This is a genomic window from Enterobacter sp. BIDMC93, assembly GCF_001037805.1.
Classification (GTDB): domain Bacteria; phylum Pseudomonadota; class Gammaproteobacteria; order Enterobacterales; family Enterobacteriaceae; genus Enterobacter; species Enterobacter hormaechei_C.
In genome coordinates this window covers 3,037,336-3,051,473 of the sequence record NZ_KQ089962.1, presented here as the reverse complement: position 1 = coordinate 3,051,473, position 14,138 = coordinate 3,037,336, and the positions used below count along the sequence as shown (strand labels likewise).

Annotated in this window: 14 protein-coding genes; 5 read left to right on the top strand and 9 right to left on the bottom strand. The window is 53.7% G+C overall.

What is annotated here, in order from left to right; translation table 11 throughout:
- Positions 1–148: 148 nt before the first annotated feature.
- Positions 149–1,177 carry a Mal regulon transcriptional regulator MalI gene (locus tag SK58_RS14200; protein WP_017384586.1) on the top strand — a complete coding sequence of 343 codons (1,029 nt, stop codon included), beginning with the start codon at positions 149–151 and terminating at the stop codon, positions 1,175–1,177.
- Positions 1,178–1,277: 100 nt separating this feature from the next.
- Here the strand turns inward: SK58_RS14200 and SK58_RS14195 are convergent, their stop codons facing one another.
- Together SK58_RS14195 and manA are read right to left on the bottom strand one after the other, a co-directional pair.
- The gene (locus tag SK58_RS14195; RefSeq protein ID WP_023296462.1) at positions 1,278–2,804 is read right to left on the bottom strand and encodes a YdgA family protein; all 1,527 of its coding nucleotides are present in this window, start codon (positions 2,802–2,804) and stop codon (positions 1,278–1,280) included.
- 99 nt (positions 2,805–2,903) lie between these two features.
- Positions 2,904–4,079, bottom strand: coding sequence for a mannose-6-phosphate isomerase (gene manA, locus SK58_RS14190; RefSeq protein ID WP_032648147.1), 1,176 nt, complete (start codon positions 4,077–4,079; stop codon positions 2,904–2,906).
- A 199-nt stretch (positions 4,080–4,278) separates the two neighbouring features.
- On the opposite strand from manA, the gene fumA reads away from it, so the two are divergent.
- Both fumA and fumC read left to right on the top strand, forming a co-directional pair.
- On the top strand, positions 4,279–5,925 hold the full coding sequence (gene fumA / locus SK58_RS14185; RefSeq protein ID WP_045911671.1) for a class I fumarate hydratase FumA: 1,647 nt from the start codon (positions 4,279–4,281) through the stop codon (positions 5,923–5,925).
- A 182-nt stretch (positions 5,926–6,107) separates the two neighbouring features.
- Positions 6,108–7,502, top strand: coding sequence for a class II fumarate hydratase (fumC, locus tag SK58_RS14180; protein WP_017693543.1), 1,395 nt, complete (start codon positions 6,108–6,110; stop codon positions 7,500–7,502).
- Here fumC and tus read toward each other — a convergent pair whose 3' ends face one another.
- The 3 genes from tus to SK58_RS14165 form a co-directional block, all read right to left on the bottom strand.
- Positions 7,503–8,432 (bottom strand): DNA replication terminus site-binding protein, encoded by a 930-nt coding sequence (tus, locus tag SK58_RS14175; RefSeq protein WP_045911672.1) that lies wholly within the window; start codon positions 8,430–8,432, stop codon positions 7,503–7,505.
- A 74-nt stretch (positions 8,433–8,506) separates the two neighbouring features.
- Entirely contained in the window at positions 8,507–9,805 is a 1,299-nt protein-coding gene (gene rstB / locus SK58_RS14170) for a two-component system sensor histidine kinase RstB (RefSeq protein ID WP_023303638.1), read from the bottom strand.
- 281 nt (positions 9,806–10,086) lie between these two features.
- On the bottom strand, positions 10,087–10,314 hold the full coding sequence (locus tag SK58_RS14165; RefSeq protein ID WP_017384578.1) for a hypothetical protein: 228 nt from the start codon (positions 10,312–10,314) through the stop codon (positions 10,087–10,089).
- 118 nt (positions 10,315–10,432) lie between these two features.
- On the opposite strand from SK58_RS14165, the gene SK58_RS23130 reads away from it, so the two are divergent.
- A complete protein-coding gene (locus SK58_RS23130; RefSeq protein WP_306414190.1) occupies positions 10,433–10,630 on the top strand; it encodes a YnfU family zinc-binding protein in 198 nt (65 codons plus the stop codon).
- A 161-nt stretch (positions 10,631–10,791) separates the two neighbouring features.
- Here the strand turns inward: SK58_RS23130 and SK58_RS14160 are convergent, their stop codons facing one another.
- From SK58_RS14160 to rstA, 3 genes are all read right to left on the bottom strand, one after another.
- Positions 10,792–11,010, bottom strand: coding sequence for a cold shock domain-containing protein (locus tag SK58_RS14160; RefSeq protein ID WP_017384577.1), 219 nt, complete (start codon positions 11,008–11,010; stop codon positions 10,792–10,794).
- 387 nt (positions 11,011–11,397) lie between these two features.
- Positions 11,398–11,769, bottom strand: a complete 372-nt coding sequence (iraM, locus tag SK58_RS14155) for an anti-adapter protein IraM (RefSeq protein WP_023296508.1) — start codon at positions 11,767–11,769, stop codon at positions 11,398–11,400.
- 438 nt (positions 11,770–12,207) lie between these two features.
- Complete coding sequence (rstA, locus tag SK58_RS14150; RefSeq protein ID WP_015570649.1) at positions 12,208–12,924, bottom strand: two-component system response regulator RstA; 717 nt, start codon at positions 12,922–12,924, stop codon at positions 12,208–12,210.
- 127 nt (positions 12,925–13,051) lie between these two features.
- Between rstA and SK58_RS14145 the strand changes: the two genes are divergently transcribed.
- On the top strand, positions 13,052–13,387 hold the full coding sequence (locus SK58_RS14145) for a GlpM family protein (RefSeq protein WP_015570648.1): 336 nt from the start codon (positions 13,052–13,054) through the stop codon (positions 13,385–13,387).
- On the opposite strand, the gene folM is transcribed toward SK58_RS14145, so the two are convergent.
- Positions 13,384–14,106, bottom strand: coding sequence for a dihydromonapterin reductase (gene folM / locus SK58_RS14140; protein ID WP_003857550.1), 723 nt, complete (start codon positions 14,104–14,106; stop codon positions 13,384–13,386). The two genes, SK58_RS14145 and folM, sit on opposite strands and share 4 nt — an antisense overlap.
- Positions 14,107–14,138 lie beyond the last annotated feature (32 nt).

Below are 14,138 nucleotides of genomic sequence, written 5' to 3'. Positions count from 1 at the left end.
TAACGACCTCGATGGGGCGAGAAGATAAAACGTTTTATCAAACTTTAGTGCGCGCTAAATCACATTCTCAGGCTTTTACTGGTAGTATAAAGATAACGTATTGATAAAACGTTTTAGCGATCTCATTATCAAGGAGTCACGCCACCACATGGCTGTAGCGAAAAAGATCACCATCAACGATGTCGCGCTGGCGGCGGGGGTTTCCGTCAGCACCGTTTCGCTGGTATTGAGCGGGAAGGGGCGCATCTCTCCTGCAACGGGTCAGCGCGTCAACGAGGCCGTTGAGCAGTTAGGCTTTGTGCGTAATCGCCAGGCGTCGGCGCTGCGCGGTGGGCAAAGCGGGGTGATAGGGCTGATCGTTCGCGACCTCACGTCGCCGTTTTATGCAGAACTGACCGCCGGGCTTACCGAGGCGCTTGAAGCGCAGGGGCGAATGGTTTTCCTGCTCCACGGTGGGCGCGAACCGGAGCAGCTGCTCTCCAGGCTGGATATGCTGCTGACGCAAGGGGTGGATGGGGTGATCGTGGCCGGCGCGTCCGGCGTGGGCAGTGAATTGTGTGAGCGCGCGGCGCAGAAAGGCGTACCGCTGGTGTTTGCCTCGCGCGCCAGCTATCTCGACGAAGCCGATACCCTTCGGCCAGATAACATGCAGGCCGCGCAAATGCTGACCGAGCATCTTATTCATCGCGGCCATCAGCGCATCGCCTGGCTCGGCGGTAAAAGCTCGTCCCTGACGCGTGCCGAGCGGGTGGGCGGTTACTGCTCCACGCTCATCAAATACGGCCTGCCGTTTCACAGCGAATGGGTGGTGGAGTGTGAATCCAGCCAGAAAAAAGCCGCGGAAGCCATCGGCACGCTGCTTCGCAACAGCCCGACGATCAGCGCGGTGATTTGCTATAACGACGTCATTGCGATGGGGGCGTGGTTCGGTTTGATCCGAGCCGGACGCCAGAGCGGTGAGGGCGGGGTAGAAACGTTCTTCGGCCATCAGGTGGCGCTGGGGGCATTTGCGGATGTCGGTGAAAATGCGTTAGACGATCTCCCCATCGTCTGGGCGACGACGCCGGCTCGTGAGATGGGGTACACCCTGGCAGACAGGATCATGCAGCGCATTGAAAATACGGACGTGCAGGCCGGGCATCAGATTGTGGCTGCACGGTTAGTGACGGTGAAGTAAACGCTTTGCTTGCACGGGCCTGCAACGACTCAGGATCGGAGGCCGGGTAAGCGTCAGCGCCACCCGGCAATAAAAAACCCCTCATGCGAGGGGTTTTCGTTTACTGCTGCGGTACTGCCGGCGGCGCTGCCGGTTCAGCCGGTGCCGGCATGCCCAGCGTCGGCATACCAAACATACCGACAAACTCTTCCAGCGGCATTTTGTCGCCGTTGAGCGTCACCTGGCCATTAGCATATTGCAGGCTGGTGGAAATGGTGTTGTCTTCCACCTTCGTGATGCGGAACATCTGGCCCATCGCCGCCAGGCCTTTCACCTGCTGGTTTGCCAGTTTGCCTGCATCATCTTCACCATAACCTTCCAGCTTCGCAATCTGCGTCATGAACTCGGTCGCCATATCCATCGGGATAGTCAGCTTGCTGTCGAGCGACTTCACGCTGCGATCAACTTCCTGGGCAAGGGTCTGAGGTTCGCCGGTCGCAGCGGCCGGATCCTTCAGGAACAGCGACAGGTTGAAGTTGGTTTCGCCTTTGCCGTTTTTCCAGCTCAGTGGCGCAACGGTAATCACCGGCTCGCCCTTCAGCAGGATCGGCAGGTTATTAAACAGCACCGTCATCGCCTGCTGCTGGTACGCCTGCGGGTTCTGTTGCAGGGCGGCATCGGTCAGCAGAGCCTGGCTCTCTTTACTGTATTTCTGACTGAATTCATGCCACGCCTGGCCGTCAATGTTGCCGATTTTCAGAGACAGCTTACCGGTACCCAGATCCTGATTCTGTACTTTCAGGCTTTTCAGGCTGTAATCCAGCTGGGTGTTGATGCTTTTACCGTCTTTGGAGACGTCAGACTTACCGTCCAGATCCATGCCTTCCAGCACCGCCATCTCTTTGCCTTCGATCGCAATGGCGATCTTATCGAGGCTCAGTTTCTGGTCGCCGATACGCTCATCAAAATCGGTCATACGGCTATTGCCGCTGGCTTTAAGGTTGTTGAAGGTAAGCTGAACCTTCTGGTTATATTCATTGACTGAATTCACCAGGCCGCTGGCGGCATCGCCGGTAAGGGAGACATTCTTGCCGTCGCGATCGGCATCAAGCTGGAAATTACCGCCGCTGAAGGCGACTTTATCGGTGCCTTGTTCGTAATTCAGGGCTTTCAGGTCGATGTCGGAATGCGTATCACCGGCATAGCTGATGCGGGTATTGATCTCAAACGGCGACTCATTTTTCGCCATATCGAAAATCGGCTTCGTCACCTCGTTATTCACCAGTACGGTTCTGGCGGATGCCATGGAGGGGATCAGGTTAAACTTTTTCAACTGCGCCAGCGGGAACGGACCGTGGCTGACCACTTCATCCAGCACCACGCTCTGGCCCGGTTTCAGCCAGGCGTTCTGATTACCCGCAACCGGCTTCACCACCACCTGCATATGGCTGGTAAACACGCCACGCTGGTAGTTCTGGTAGCTCAGCTCCAGACCTGCTTCAGGCGCGCTGCGCTTAATCTCGCTGTTTGCCTGCGTCATCATCTCTGCCAGACGGCTTTCCAGCTGTTTCCCGGTATACCAGGAAGCACCCGTCCAGATCACGCCTAAAGCAACAATCACTCCTACCGCTACGACCGATTTTTTCATTGCGATTATCCCTAAAATGAAACCAGGCGGTTAAAACCGCCTGGTGTTACAACGCCTGTTACTAGCTTAGCAAGAGTTGTTAAAAAATTCAGTAAGTCCCTAAAGCTTATTAAAAACACGCGCCAGGCGACCGGTGCCGCTCACCCGGACAGGCGACTCGTTGGCCGCGACAAAGGCGGATTCACCCGGTTTGAGCACCAGACGCTCGCTATCTTTATGCAACGTCGCTTCGCCTTCCACACAGAACAGGATCGCGGCGCTCTCCTGTGCAATGGCGGTTTCGTCTGCGCTGAGGTCATGCAGCGAGAAGGCAAAATCGTCAACCGGAATCGGGAAGTCCAGCTCTGCGCCGTTTTTCACCGGCTGCGTAAGCAGCTCCGCAGCAGGTTTTGCCACGAACTTCACGTTGGCAACCAGCTCAGGGATGTCGATGTATTTTGGCGTCAGGCCCGCGCGCAGTACGTTATCGGAGTTAGCCATCACCTCCAGCGCCACGCCGTTCAGGTAGGCGTGCGGGGTTTCAGCGAACAGGAACATTGCTTCGCCCGGGTTGAGCTTCACCACGTTCAGCAGCAGCGGAGAGAAGAGGCCGCTGTCGTCCGGATAAAACACGGAAATTACGCGAATGGTGTCCCATGGCTCACCCTGCTGGCTGTTCAGCGCGGCTTTCAGCACCGCCAGCGCGTGGGATTTTTCCTCGCCCTGCATATTCAGCAGGCTGGCAAACAGCTCGCTCAAGGCTTCTGCGTTCGGGTTTTCCAGGAAATGGGCGATCGCGTTGTGAGCCCCGGCGACCGGTTGCAGCAGGGAGATGATCTCGGAAAACTCGCGGAAGGCATTCATCGCCAGGAAAGGGGTAAGGGCGAAAACCAGTTCCGGCTTGTGGTTAGGATCTTTGTAGTTACGCTCTGCGGCGTCTAACGGAATACCGGCGGCATTTTCTTTGGCAAAGCCCAGCTCAGAGGCTTTTTTGTTCGGGTGAACCTGAATGGAGAGCGGCTGGTCGGCGCACAATACCTTGAAGAGAAACGGCAGCTCACCAAAACGATTCGCCACTTTATCGCCGAGCAGTGCGGCTTTGTCGGCGTCGATGACGTCACGCAGGCTGCGAACCTGGCCGCTGGCATCTTCAATTTTTGAGCTGCTCTTCGGATGCGCGCCCATCCACAGCTCTGCCATCGGCAGGTTGTCCGGGTTGGCGATACCGTAGAGATCCGTTAACGCAGTTTTACTTCCCCAGGCGTAGTTTTGCACTGAGTTGATGAGTTTTTGCATTATCAAGCCCTGATTCATATGTGGAATTAACTCCGCGTATTAAAGCAATAAACCGAATGGAAGTAACCTGCGGATGTAAAAAGTCGTACTAGTCTCAGTTTTTGTTAAAAAATTGTGTAGGATAAGCTGACTCGCTTTTAAGCCGGGCAGCGGAACATCTGCCCTGAATAAACAGACCGAAGCAGTAAGTGAGAGAACAATGTCGAATAAACCCTTCCATTATCAGGATCCTTTCCCCCTCAGTCAGGATCAGACCGAGTATTACCTGTTAACCCGCGATTACGTTTCTGTCTCTGAGTTTGAAGGGCAGGAGATCCTCAAAGTTGACCCGCAGGCGCTGACGCTGCTGGCGCAGCAAGCCTTCCACGATGCTTCCTTTATGCTCCGTCCGGCGCATCAGCGGCAGGTTGCTGATATCCTTAGCGATCCGGAAGCCAGCGAGAACGATAAGTACGTTGCCCTGCAATTCCTGCGTAACTCTGATATCGCCGCGAAAGGCATTCTGCCGACCTGCCAGGACACCGGCACGGCGATTATCACCGGTAAAAAAGGCCAGCGCGTCTGGACCGGCGGCGGTGACGAAGCGGCGCTGGCGCGCGGCGTTTACAATACCTACACCGAAGACAACCTGCGCTATTCGCAAAACGCGGCGCTGGATATGTACAAAGAGGTGAACACCGGCACCAACCTGCCTGCGCAGATTGACCTCTACAGCGTCGACGGTGACGAGTACAAATTCCTCTGCATCGCCAAAGGCGGCGGTTCAGCCAACAAAACCTATCTTTACCAGGAAACCAAAGCGCTGCTTACCCCGGGCAAGCTGAAGAATTATCTGGTCGAGAAGATGCGCACCCTCGGCACCGCGGCCTGCCCGCCGTACCATATCGCGTTTGTGATTGGCGGTACGTCTGCCGAAAGCACCCTGAAAACCGTTAAGCTGGCCTCAACCAAATACTACGATGGCCTGCCAGCGGAAGGTAACGAACATGGTCAGGCGTTCCGGGACGTGCAGCTTGAGCAGGAACTGCTGGCCGAAGCGCAGAATCTGGGCCTGGGCGCGCAGTTTGGCGGCAAATACTTCGCGCATGACATTCGCGTGATCCGCCTGCCGCGCCACGGTGCTTCCTGTCCGGTGGGCATGGGCGTCTCATGCTCGGCGGATCGCAACATCAAGGCGAAGATCAACCGCGACGGCATCTGGATCGAGAAGCTGGAGAACAACCCGGGCAAATATATTCCTGAAGAACTGCGTAAAGCGGGCGAGGGGGAAGCGGTTCGCGTAGACCTGAATCGTCCGATGAAAGAGATCCTCGCGCAGCTTTCGCAGTATCCGGTTTCAACGCGCCTTTCCCTGAACGGGACGATTATCGTGGGTCGCGACATCGCCCATGCGAAGCTGAAAGAGCGCCTGGACAACGGCGAAGGGCTGCCGCAGTACATTAAAGATCACCCGATCTACTACGCAGGCCCGGCAAAAACGCCTGATGGATATGCTTCCGGCTCGTTAGGCCCAACCACGGCGGGCCGTATGGACTCCTACGTCGACCAGTTGCAGGCAAACGGCGGCAGCATGATCATGCTGGCGAAAGGCAACCGCAGCCAGCAGGTGACGGACGCGTGCCACAAGCACGGCGGCTTCTACCTCGGTAGCATCGGTGGCCCGGCAGCGGTGCTGGCGCAGGGCAGTATCAAGAGCCTTGAGTGCGTGGAGTACCCGGAACTGGGTATGGAAGCGATCTGGAAAATTGAAGTGGAAGACTTCCCGGCGTTCATCCTCGTGGATGACAAAGGTAACGACTTCTTCAAACAGATCCAGTCTTCCCAGTGTTCGGCGTGTGTGAAGTAATTCTGTAAATTGCCGGGTGGCGCTGACGCTTACCCGGCCTGCATTCTCGTAGGTCGGGTAAGGCGCAGCCACCACCCGACATCAAAAAGAGCGCACAAAGCGCCATAACGTTTCTCAGAAGTCATCAATACTTATCTCTTAAGCATGTGAGCAATCCCATCTTTGTTATCAAGGAGTAAGTAATGACAATGCATCGCCGCGAGAAAGACTCCATGGGCGCCATCGACGTCCCGGCCGACAAGCTATGGGGCGCACAAACCCAGCGTTCGCTGGAGCATTTCCGCATTTCGACAGAGAAAATGCCCGTCTCGCTAATCCAGGCGCTGGCGTTGACCAAACGCGCTGCCGCCAAAGTCAATCAGGATCTGGGCCTGCTGGATGCCGATAAAGCCACCGCCATCATCAATGCCGCCGACGAAGTGCTGGCGGGCAAACATCCCGACGAATTCCCCCTTGCCATCTGGCAGACCGGCTCAGGCACCCAGAGCAACATGAACATGAACGAGGTGCTGGCGAACCGCGCAAGCGAGCTGCTTGGCGGCGTGCGCGGCATGGAGCGCAAGGTCCACCCGAACGATGACGTGAACAAAAGCCAGAGTTCCAACGACGTGTTCCCGACGGCCATGCACGTGGCGGCCGTCATCGCTATCCGCGAGCAGCTTATCCCGCAGCTCAACGTGCTTAAATCTACGCTTAACGAGAAAGCGCAGGCCTTCCGCGACATCGTTAAGATTGGTCGTACGCACCTTCAGGACGCGACGCCGCTGACGCTCGGCCAGGAGATCTCCGGCTGGGTGGCGATGCTGGAGCACAATCTTAAGCATATCGACAACAGCCTGCCGCATCTGGCGGAGCTGGCGCTCGGCGGAACGGCGGTGGGCACTGGCTTAAACACCCATCCCGAGTACGCGGTGCGTGTGGCCGAAGAGCTGGCGAAGATCACCGGGCAGCCGTTTGTTACCGCTCCGAATAAATTCGAAGCGCTCGCGACCTGTGATGCCCTGGTGCATACCCATGGCGCGCTGAAAGGGCTGGCGGCCTCGCTGATGAAAATTGCCAACGACGTGCGCTGGCTGGCCTCCGGCCCGCGCTGCGGCATCGGCGAAATCAGCATTCCGGAAAACGAGCCGGGCAGCTCCATTATGCCGGGTAAAGTGAACCCGACCCAGTGCGAAGCCATGACCATGCTGTGCTGTCAGGTGATGGGTAATGACGTGGCGGTTAACATGGGCGGCGCGTCGGGTAACTTCGAGCTTAACGTCTATCGCCCGATGGTGATCCACAACGTACTGCAATCGATTCGTCTGCTGGCCGATGGCATGGAGAGCTTTAACGAGCACTGCGCGGTGGGCATTGAGCCTAATCGCGAGCGAATCAGCCAGCTGCTGAATGAGTCTCTGATGCTGGTAACGGCGCTGAACACCCATATTGGTTATGACAAAGCGGCCGAAATCGCTAAAAAAGCGCACAAAGAGGGGCTTACCCTGAAAGCCTCTGCGCTGGCGCTGGGCTACCTGACGGACGCCGAGTTTGATGCCTGGGTCCGCCCGGAAGCGATGGTGGGCAGCCTCAGATAATCACTGCGCCACATACAGGTGCAGCCGCGGAATAATCAGCTGTAGCGGCTGCGCCTGGGGTTTATAGCGATGCTGAACGTTTTCAGCATCGTAATTCAGCAGTTCCCCGATATCCGGCACCACCGCACCCTGATCGGCATCGTAGAGCGCAATCAGCGGCGTCGGGCAGGCGTATTGCACCTGCTTTTGTTGTCCGGCGTACCAGACGCGGGCGATAGGCTGCACCTTCACCGGACGCTTTATTTTAAGACGAGTATCAGCTGGCAGGGAGGCAATGCTGTGGTACTCCTGCTCCAGCCGTTCAATCCACTGTTCCCGCGACCACGGGGCGACCGTTCGCGGCGATTTCAGGCTTTTCTCCAGCTGAGCCAGGATCTCATCGCGCGTGAAATTTTTAATGATGTGCTTGTTGGCCCAGCCGAAGCGCAGCGTGGCGGGATGGCGCAGTACCGTCAGCGTGCGGTAAGCATTCAGGGTGATAAGCCCCGGAAGCTGGCGATGCACCCATTCAAAACGGGCAGCCGGCACCAGCCCGGACTCAACGGTTACAATCTTCTCAAACGCGGCTTTCAGCGTATTGATATGCGTAATCTGCGCCTCAATTCCTTCACGCGTTGCGGCATCCGTTTGCAGACAGATGACGCCGGGCAGGCGAACGGCGGCCTTACTGCTGCGATTTTCGGACTGCTGCTGGATGAAAAGGCGACGAAAGTGCTGCAACGTCATTTCCAGCGCCGCCTTGCCAACATGCTGCGTCACCTCAATGGTGTTCAGCGGGTCGTGCTCCGCGCCTTTCGCCACCTCGGGCAGAGAAAAGACGCGGGCGGCCAGCAGGCGGCAGTCATGAAGTTGCCCCGTGAGGGTCAGTAACGCCTGCTCTATTTCCCGAAATGTGGTGTTAAGCCTTTCGATGAGATCGTAAGTTGCCATGGCAGCCCTTAATTAGTTACAACATACTACTGATATAGCATAACACGCGGGGTCAGGCCAGCGTGCGGTTTAGGTCAGGCAGGTACGGGAAGGGGAAGATTGTGATAGATCGGCCAGCTAAAGACGAACCGGGCTCCACCCAGCTCGCTCGCTTCGCAGCGAACCGAACCGCCCATCGCCTGGGCAATAGAACGGACAATAGCCAGCCCCAGACCACAGCCGCCGGTAGCCCGGTCGCGGCTGGGATCGAGGCGCACAAACGGCTCAAAAACTTTTTCACGCTCCGCCGGCTCAATGCCGGGGCCATCGTCTTCCACACACAGAATCGCCTGGCTTCCCTGCAAATCTAAACCTATGCGCAGCGTCGTTTCGCTGTAGCGCATGGCGTTGTTCATCAGATTATCCAGCACGCGTTCCATCAGGCGCATGTCCAGTGCGCCGTACGCGCCGGGGGTAATGGCTGTCAGCAGTTTTCGCTGAGGGTTAACGCTCTGCACATCGTTAATATGCGTCTGTAGCCAGACGGGGAGATCCGGTGTACTGAGGTGCAACTCCGTCTGAGGCCGATCGAGGCGGGCATAGGTCAGCAGCTCTTCAATCAGCGCTTCAAGCTGGCCAATATCCCGATTGAGCGCCTGCGATTCCGCCCCGGTGAGGTTCTCGCTCATCTCCAGGCGATAACGCAGGCGTACCAGCGGAGTGCGCAGTTCATGCGCAATACCATCGATCAGCTGCTTCTTGCTGGCAATCAGTGCGTTGATGTTATCGGCCATCTGGTTGAAGGCAATACCGAGCCGGTCAAAACTGGAACCGCTGTCGAAATGTATGCGTTCAGTTAAATGACCCTCCCCAAAACGCTGTGCGGCGGATTCCAGTTTCAGCATGTCCTGCCAGTGCGGTCGCATCCAGATGAACACAGGTAAAGCTAGCGAAATGGCAATAAAGCCCAGCAGAGCGAGATCCAGCAGGCGCATCTGGTGCAGGTAATAGAGATAGGGCACTGGCCCGACGGCCAGAACATAATGGCTGCGCGGAATACGCTGAATGAAGGTATATTTCTCGTCCAGTGCGACGATGTCTCCGTCGCGCAGACGCTGCATCGCAGGCGGCGCTAAGTCAAAATCCTTCATGGGTTCGATACGCAAATCAAACGACAGATTCAGATCCAGCTCTTTTAACGTGCGCGCCCAGTCATGAGGAGGAATTTCTCGCAGCTCGCTACGCATCAGATAGAGCGAGCTTTTCATCAGATCGTCCAGGGATTGCCTGCCCGCGCGCTCTGCGGTGAATTTGTAGACCAGCCCGACCAGCATGGTCATCACCAGAAAGCAGACAAACAGCAGGAGATAAAACTGCACAAACAGCTTTTTCATTGGATAGCACCGCTAAATCAATCAATTAAGAACCCGGCTTTACTTCGTCAGCCCTGCGTGGACATCCATATCACCACAGGAACGAAGAAGGTTGATGATACACTTTCTTCGGAAACAGAGGGAGCAAAGTGAGCAGCACGATTATGCGGAATAGTTAAATTTAAAGGGCAATGTCGTAAAAAAGCCTGCATTTTGCAGGCATTAATAATGATGGATTGTAATTTTTCTCATTCTGAGTGAAATAAATGCTGTGTTGTTAACCGGACTAGTGACAGAAAATATTATAAATATTGTTTGGCAGCATCAGATATTTCCTGAGAGGTAAGTTCCCTGTCTGAAGCAACATAGATAGAATTATGATCTCCCGTCAACGACGGAAAGCTTGCAGTCATGATCTGAAGATTTATTTCTTCACCATCCGGATATGTCTGGCGTACAGACGTTATGCCCTTAAGCACGATAATGACTTTGCTGGGGTTGGCATTAAAAAAAATGATCACCTTTTTCATATATCACTCTATATCTCTTTGTGATTGTGCAAGGTAAGAATGTTCCAGAAGCGTGGCTCCTTTCCTTTTTTTGCTCTCTTTGGGAAATAAAAGCAAGCAATATCCTGCCTTAACGTGTATGGTGGCAATCCTTTTCATTCAGGAGCAGCCTATGTCGGGACGTAAAAACTCGCAACTTCGTCGCAATTATTTAGTCAAATGTTCATGTCCAAACTGCGCTAAAGAGTCAGAGCACAGTTTCACTCGCATACAAAAGGGGGCCCAGCTTGTCTGTCCCTACTGTAGCGCTTTGTTTAAATCCTCTCAGCGTCTCTGAAGAAATACTCATACAAGAAGTGGAAGAGACGATGTTTTTCGCGGCCGCCTGACCTCAATAACACTTTACTGATTTACAAGCAGTTAGCATCGGATTGTAGACTGCTTGTGCAGTCCACGAGCCAGAAGCAACATCATCGTCAACGCGGCTGTGTGCTGATATTATTTATCGCAAAGCGTTACATTCGCAGCAGCAGGGCCTTTATCGCCGCTTACGATGATAAATTCGACTTTCTGACCTTCAAAAAGTGTTTTGAAGTTCTCTCCCTGAAGGGCAGAGAAATGCACGAAAACATCTTTGCTGCCATCTACAGGGGAGATAAAACCAAAGCCTTTATCTTCCTTAAACCACTTAACCAGACCTAAAATTTTTGATGACATAAAGACTCCATTTGAACATTTCCGAAGTGATATAAAAGCTAATAAACATATAATGCTAAGGTGTGGACTCAAAAGGAGGGGATATCAGCGATAGCGCCTGGTTATGAGAATTGTCATGCAACTTGTCCAACTATTATTGGATCGGACTAACGAGACCATTAATGCACGGGCAGGGTTAATTAGCAATTTTTATTTTAGCCTTCCGGATGGCTTGCTTAAAATTGCACAATAAAAATTAATTTGGTACAAGAAGCCAGAGTTGCCAGGCGTGACTACAGCCCAAATGTCCCCACAGGAGCATTTGGGCTGTAGTCACGGAGATTTATCCGGACAAAGGCGGTGCAGCAGAAATATTAATTATCTTGATCTCAATATTTCCGATTTTCGCTAATGTCTGGATTTACCTGTGCTGACAATCAGTGGGTTGGTGGCAAACCCATGCGGGCATTTCCGCGCGTTGCAATGCACCGCGTAAGTGCATATCTCCTCGTGCTGGTTTCGATTGTATGGGCAGGCCATCTTGTTTTTAATTTCACTCCACAACATTTCGTTGTAAGGTGATATGTTGTATATCGATATAGGCTTGAAAACACCATTTATGAAGACGCCATTTTTTGTCGGATATATCCTGTCACCGGGGTACAAATAGACATCGCTTTCATACCAAATGATGAGTTTCAAGAACTTGAGTCCCAAGATGCTTGAATAAACGATTCCCGTGTTAGGACAAATTACCGAGCTAATGACTCTCCATGACATTGCTATACCTCTTTCATTAAATAATTGAGAGAGTATAAGGTTTAGCATGAGAATTAGATTTCTGCAAACACGTAAGCTATTGAAAAAGATCGATATTATTTATATGTTCGCCATTATCCCCTTTGTTTTCATAAGGATAAGATAATGATTAAGTCAATTGTAAAGATCATTTTTAGCCTAATGTGCATTTAAGTGACGGATTTTTGATCGATGATGGTGCCTGCTCTGCTGAATATATATTGTACTATAGCAATCAAATACATTAGCGCTACTTTTGTTTACGCGAAAAATGCACATCGAAATAGAACTGGAGAGAGGAATCAGACCAGAGGATATGTCATAACTGACGATGCATATAATCGATAACTTTCGACGAATATCGATAACAATTCCGATGCATCGTCAGTTATTTTTCGAATATTCCTGTTTGCTCCTTTTTCAGGTTTCCCAGGCGTGCGGTGCAAACAGATAGCCCTTGTTGCGTACGGTTTTGATGCGGTAAGGTTCCGTGGCGTTATCCAACAGTTTTTTACGCAGTCGTGAAATCGCCACATCAACGCTACGATCCATTCCGTCGTAACTTACGCCGCGCAGATTTTTCAGCAATGCATCCCGGTCCATAATTTGTCCGGCATGGGTTGCAAGCTCCCACAGCAGGTCAAAATCTGCGGTTGAGAGCGCAATCAGCTCCCCGGAAAGCATAACCTGTCGGTTGACCGGGTCGATAGAAAGTGTGCCGAAACGCATCGCTTTATGCGGCGTTAAGGAGGGCGCAGGCGCTTCACGCTCAGCGCTGGCACGCTGACGCAGATGGAGGCGTAAACGGGCTAGCAGAACCGCCGGCGGCGTGGTTTTCAGGATGTAGTCGTTTGCGCCCATCTCAAGCGACAGAATATGATTCATATCGCTGTCGAGAGAGGTCAGCAGCACGATCGGGCCGTCCCATTTCGCGCGCAGATCCCGGCAGAGCGTCATACCATCTTTCCCGGGCAGCATGATGTCCAGCAACACCAGATCCGGATTTTCGCGGTTGACGACGTCTTCAGCGCGATCGCCACGAGGCTCGACAACCACTTCCATATCATGTTTACCCAGATAAGCGGCGATTAATTGCCCCACCTCGGGTTCATCTTCAACATAAACAATCTTATTCATACAACGTCTGTCATCGCGAAAAACGTCAACATACACCGCGCAACCTTAACCTTCCATTAATCTTTCAAAATTAGCCGGAGTTCCGTTATCCTGCACGGGAATGTTATTTGATTGTTAAGGGAAAAGAATGGGGCTGGTGATAAAAGCCGCGCTAGGTGCGCTGGTCGTGCTGCTGATTGGGGTGCTGGCTAAAACGAAGAACTACTATATTGCCGGGCTGATCCCGCTGTTTCCCACCTTTGCGTTAATCGCGCACTATATTGTGGCCTCTGAGCGGGGTATTGAGGCGCTGCGCGCCACCATTGTGTTCGGGATGTGGTCGATCATCCCGTATTTTATTTACCTGCTGTCGCTGTGGTACTTCACCGGTTTTCTGCGTCTGCCCATGGCGCTGGGCGGGGCGGTGGTCTGCTGGAGCCTCAGCGCCTGGGTGCTCATCTTCTTCTGGAGCCGCTTTCACTAGCGCAGGGGGCGGCCACCGTCCACGGCAAACGTTCGGCCCGTGACGTAACAGCTGGTCAGCAGATAATCGATCAGGTCGATCACCTCTTTCTCGCCGGGCGCAATTTTCATTAACGACTTGTTGAGCGCCTGCTGACGATACTCGGCATCATCGCCTTCGTTAAATAAAATCATCGCCGGAGCAATCGCGTTGACCTTTACCTCGGGCGCCAGCTTGCGTGCGAAAGAGCGGGTCATATTATCCAGCGCGGCTTTGCTGGCCGCATAGGCGATGTGTTTGTCGCTTCCTCGCTCCACCACGTAATCGGTGAAATGGATAATGTCGCCTGCGGCATGGCCGTGTCCGCGCAGCAAATCCTGTAGGGCATGGTTGAGCAGATAAGGCGCATTAACGTGGATCTGCATCATGCAGGCGAGCGTTTCGCTGAGTGAATGTCCTGCTTTTTCGGGAAGCCAGGTACTGGCGTTGTGAATAACCGCCCGCAGTCCGTGGGTGGTCGACTTCACTTTGTCCGCGAAGGCGAGAATACCTTCATCTGTGGAGAAATCCGCCTGAATGCAGACTGCTCCGGCATTTCGTAGCCCTTCAATGGAGGGATATTCCGTGCGGTAACTGACGATAACCGGATGGCGAAGATTGAGAAAGTGATGGGCGAGGGCGAGGCCAATGCGACGGCCTGCGCCAGTGATCAATATTGGGCGTTGCTGCGTGTGTCCCATCGTAATCTCCTTTTCAGTTCAACAATGGGACA

Excerpts from the sequence above, each read along its gene's own strand:
- SK58_RS14200 (WP_017384586.1), top strand. The coding sequence starts at position 149 with ATGGCTGTAGCGAAAAAGATCACCATCAACGATGTCGCGCTGGCGGCG.
- SK58_RS14195 (WP_023296462.1), bottom strand. The coding sequence starts at position 2,804 with ATGAAAAAATCGGTCGTAGCGGTAGGAGTGATTGTTGCTTTAGGCGTG.
- manA (WP_032648147.1), bottom strand. The coding sequence starts at position 4,079 with ATGCAAAAACTCATCAACTCAGTGCAAAACTACGCCTGGGGAAGTAAA.
- fumA (WP_045911671.1), top strand. The coding sequence starts at position 4,279 with ATGTCGAATAAACCCTTCCATTATCAGGATCCTTTCCCCCTCAGTCAG.
- fumC (WP_017693543.1), top strand. The coding sequence starts at position 6,108 with ATGACAATGCATCGCCGCGAGAAAGACTCCATGGGCGCCATCGACGTC.
- tus (WP_045911672.1), bottom strand. The coding sequence starts at position 8,432 with ATGGCAACTTACGATCTCATCGAAAGGCTTAACACCACATTTCGGGAA.
- rstB (WP_023303638.1), bottom strand. The coding sequence starts at position 9,805 with ATGAAAAAGCTGTTTGTGCAGTTTTATCTCCTGCTGTTTGTCTGCTTT.
- SK58_RS14165 (WP_017384578.1), bottom strand. The coding sequence starts at position 10,314 with ATGAAAAAGGTGATCATTTTTTTTAATGCCAACCCCAGCAAAGTCATT.
- SK58_RS23130 (WP_306414190.1), top strand. The coding sequence starts at position 10,433 with ATGGTGGCAATCCTTTTCATTCAGGAGCAGCCTATGTCGGGACGTAAA.
- SK58_RS14160 (WP_017384577.1), bottom strand. The coding sequence starts at position 11,010 with ATGTCATCAAAAATTTTAGGTCTGGTTAAGTGGTTTAAGGAAGATAAA.
- iraM (WP_023296508.1), bottom strand. The coding sequence starts at position 11,769 with ATGTCATGGAGAGTCATTAGCTCGGTAATTTGTCCTAACACGGGAATC.
- rstA (WP_015570649.1), bottom strand. The coding sequence starts at position 12,924 with ATGAATAAGATTGTTTATGTTGAAGATGAACCCGAGGTGGGGCAATTA.
- SK58_RS14145 (WP_015570648.1), top strand. The coding sequence starts at position 13,052 with ATGGGGCTGGTGATAAAAGCCGCGCTAGGTGCGCTGGTCGTGCTGCTG.
- folM (WP_003857550.1), bottom strand. The coding sequence starts at position 14,106 with ATGGGACACACGCAGCAACGCCCAATATTGATCACTGGCGCAGGCCGT.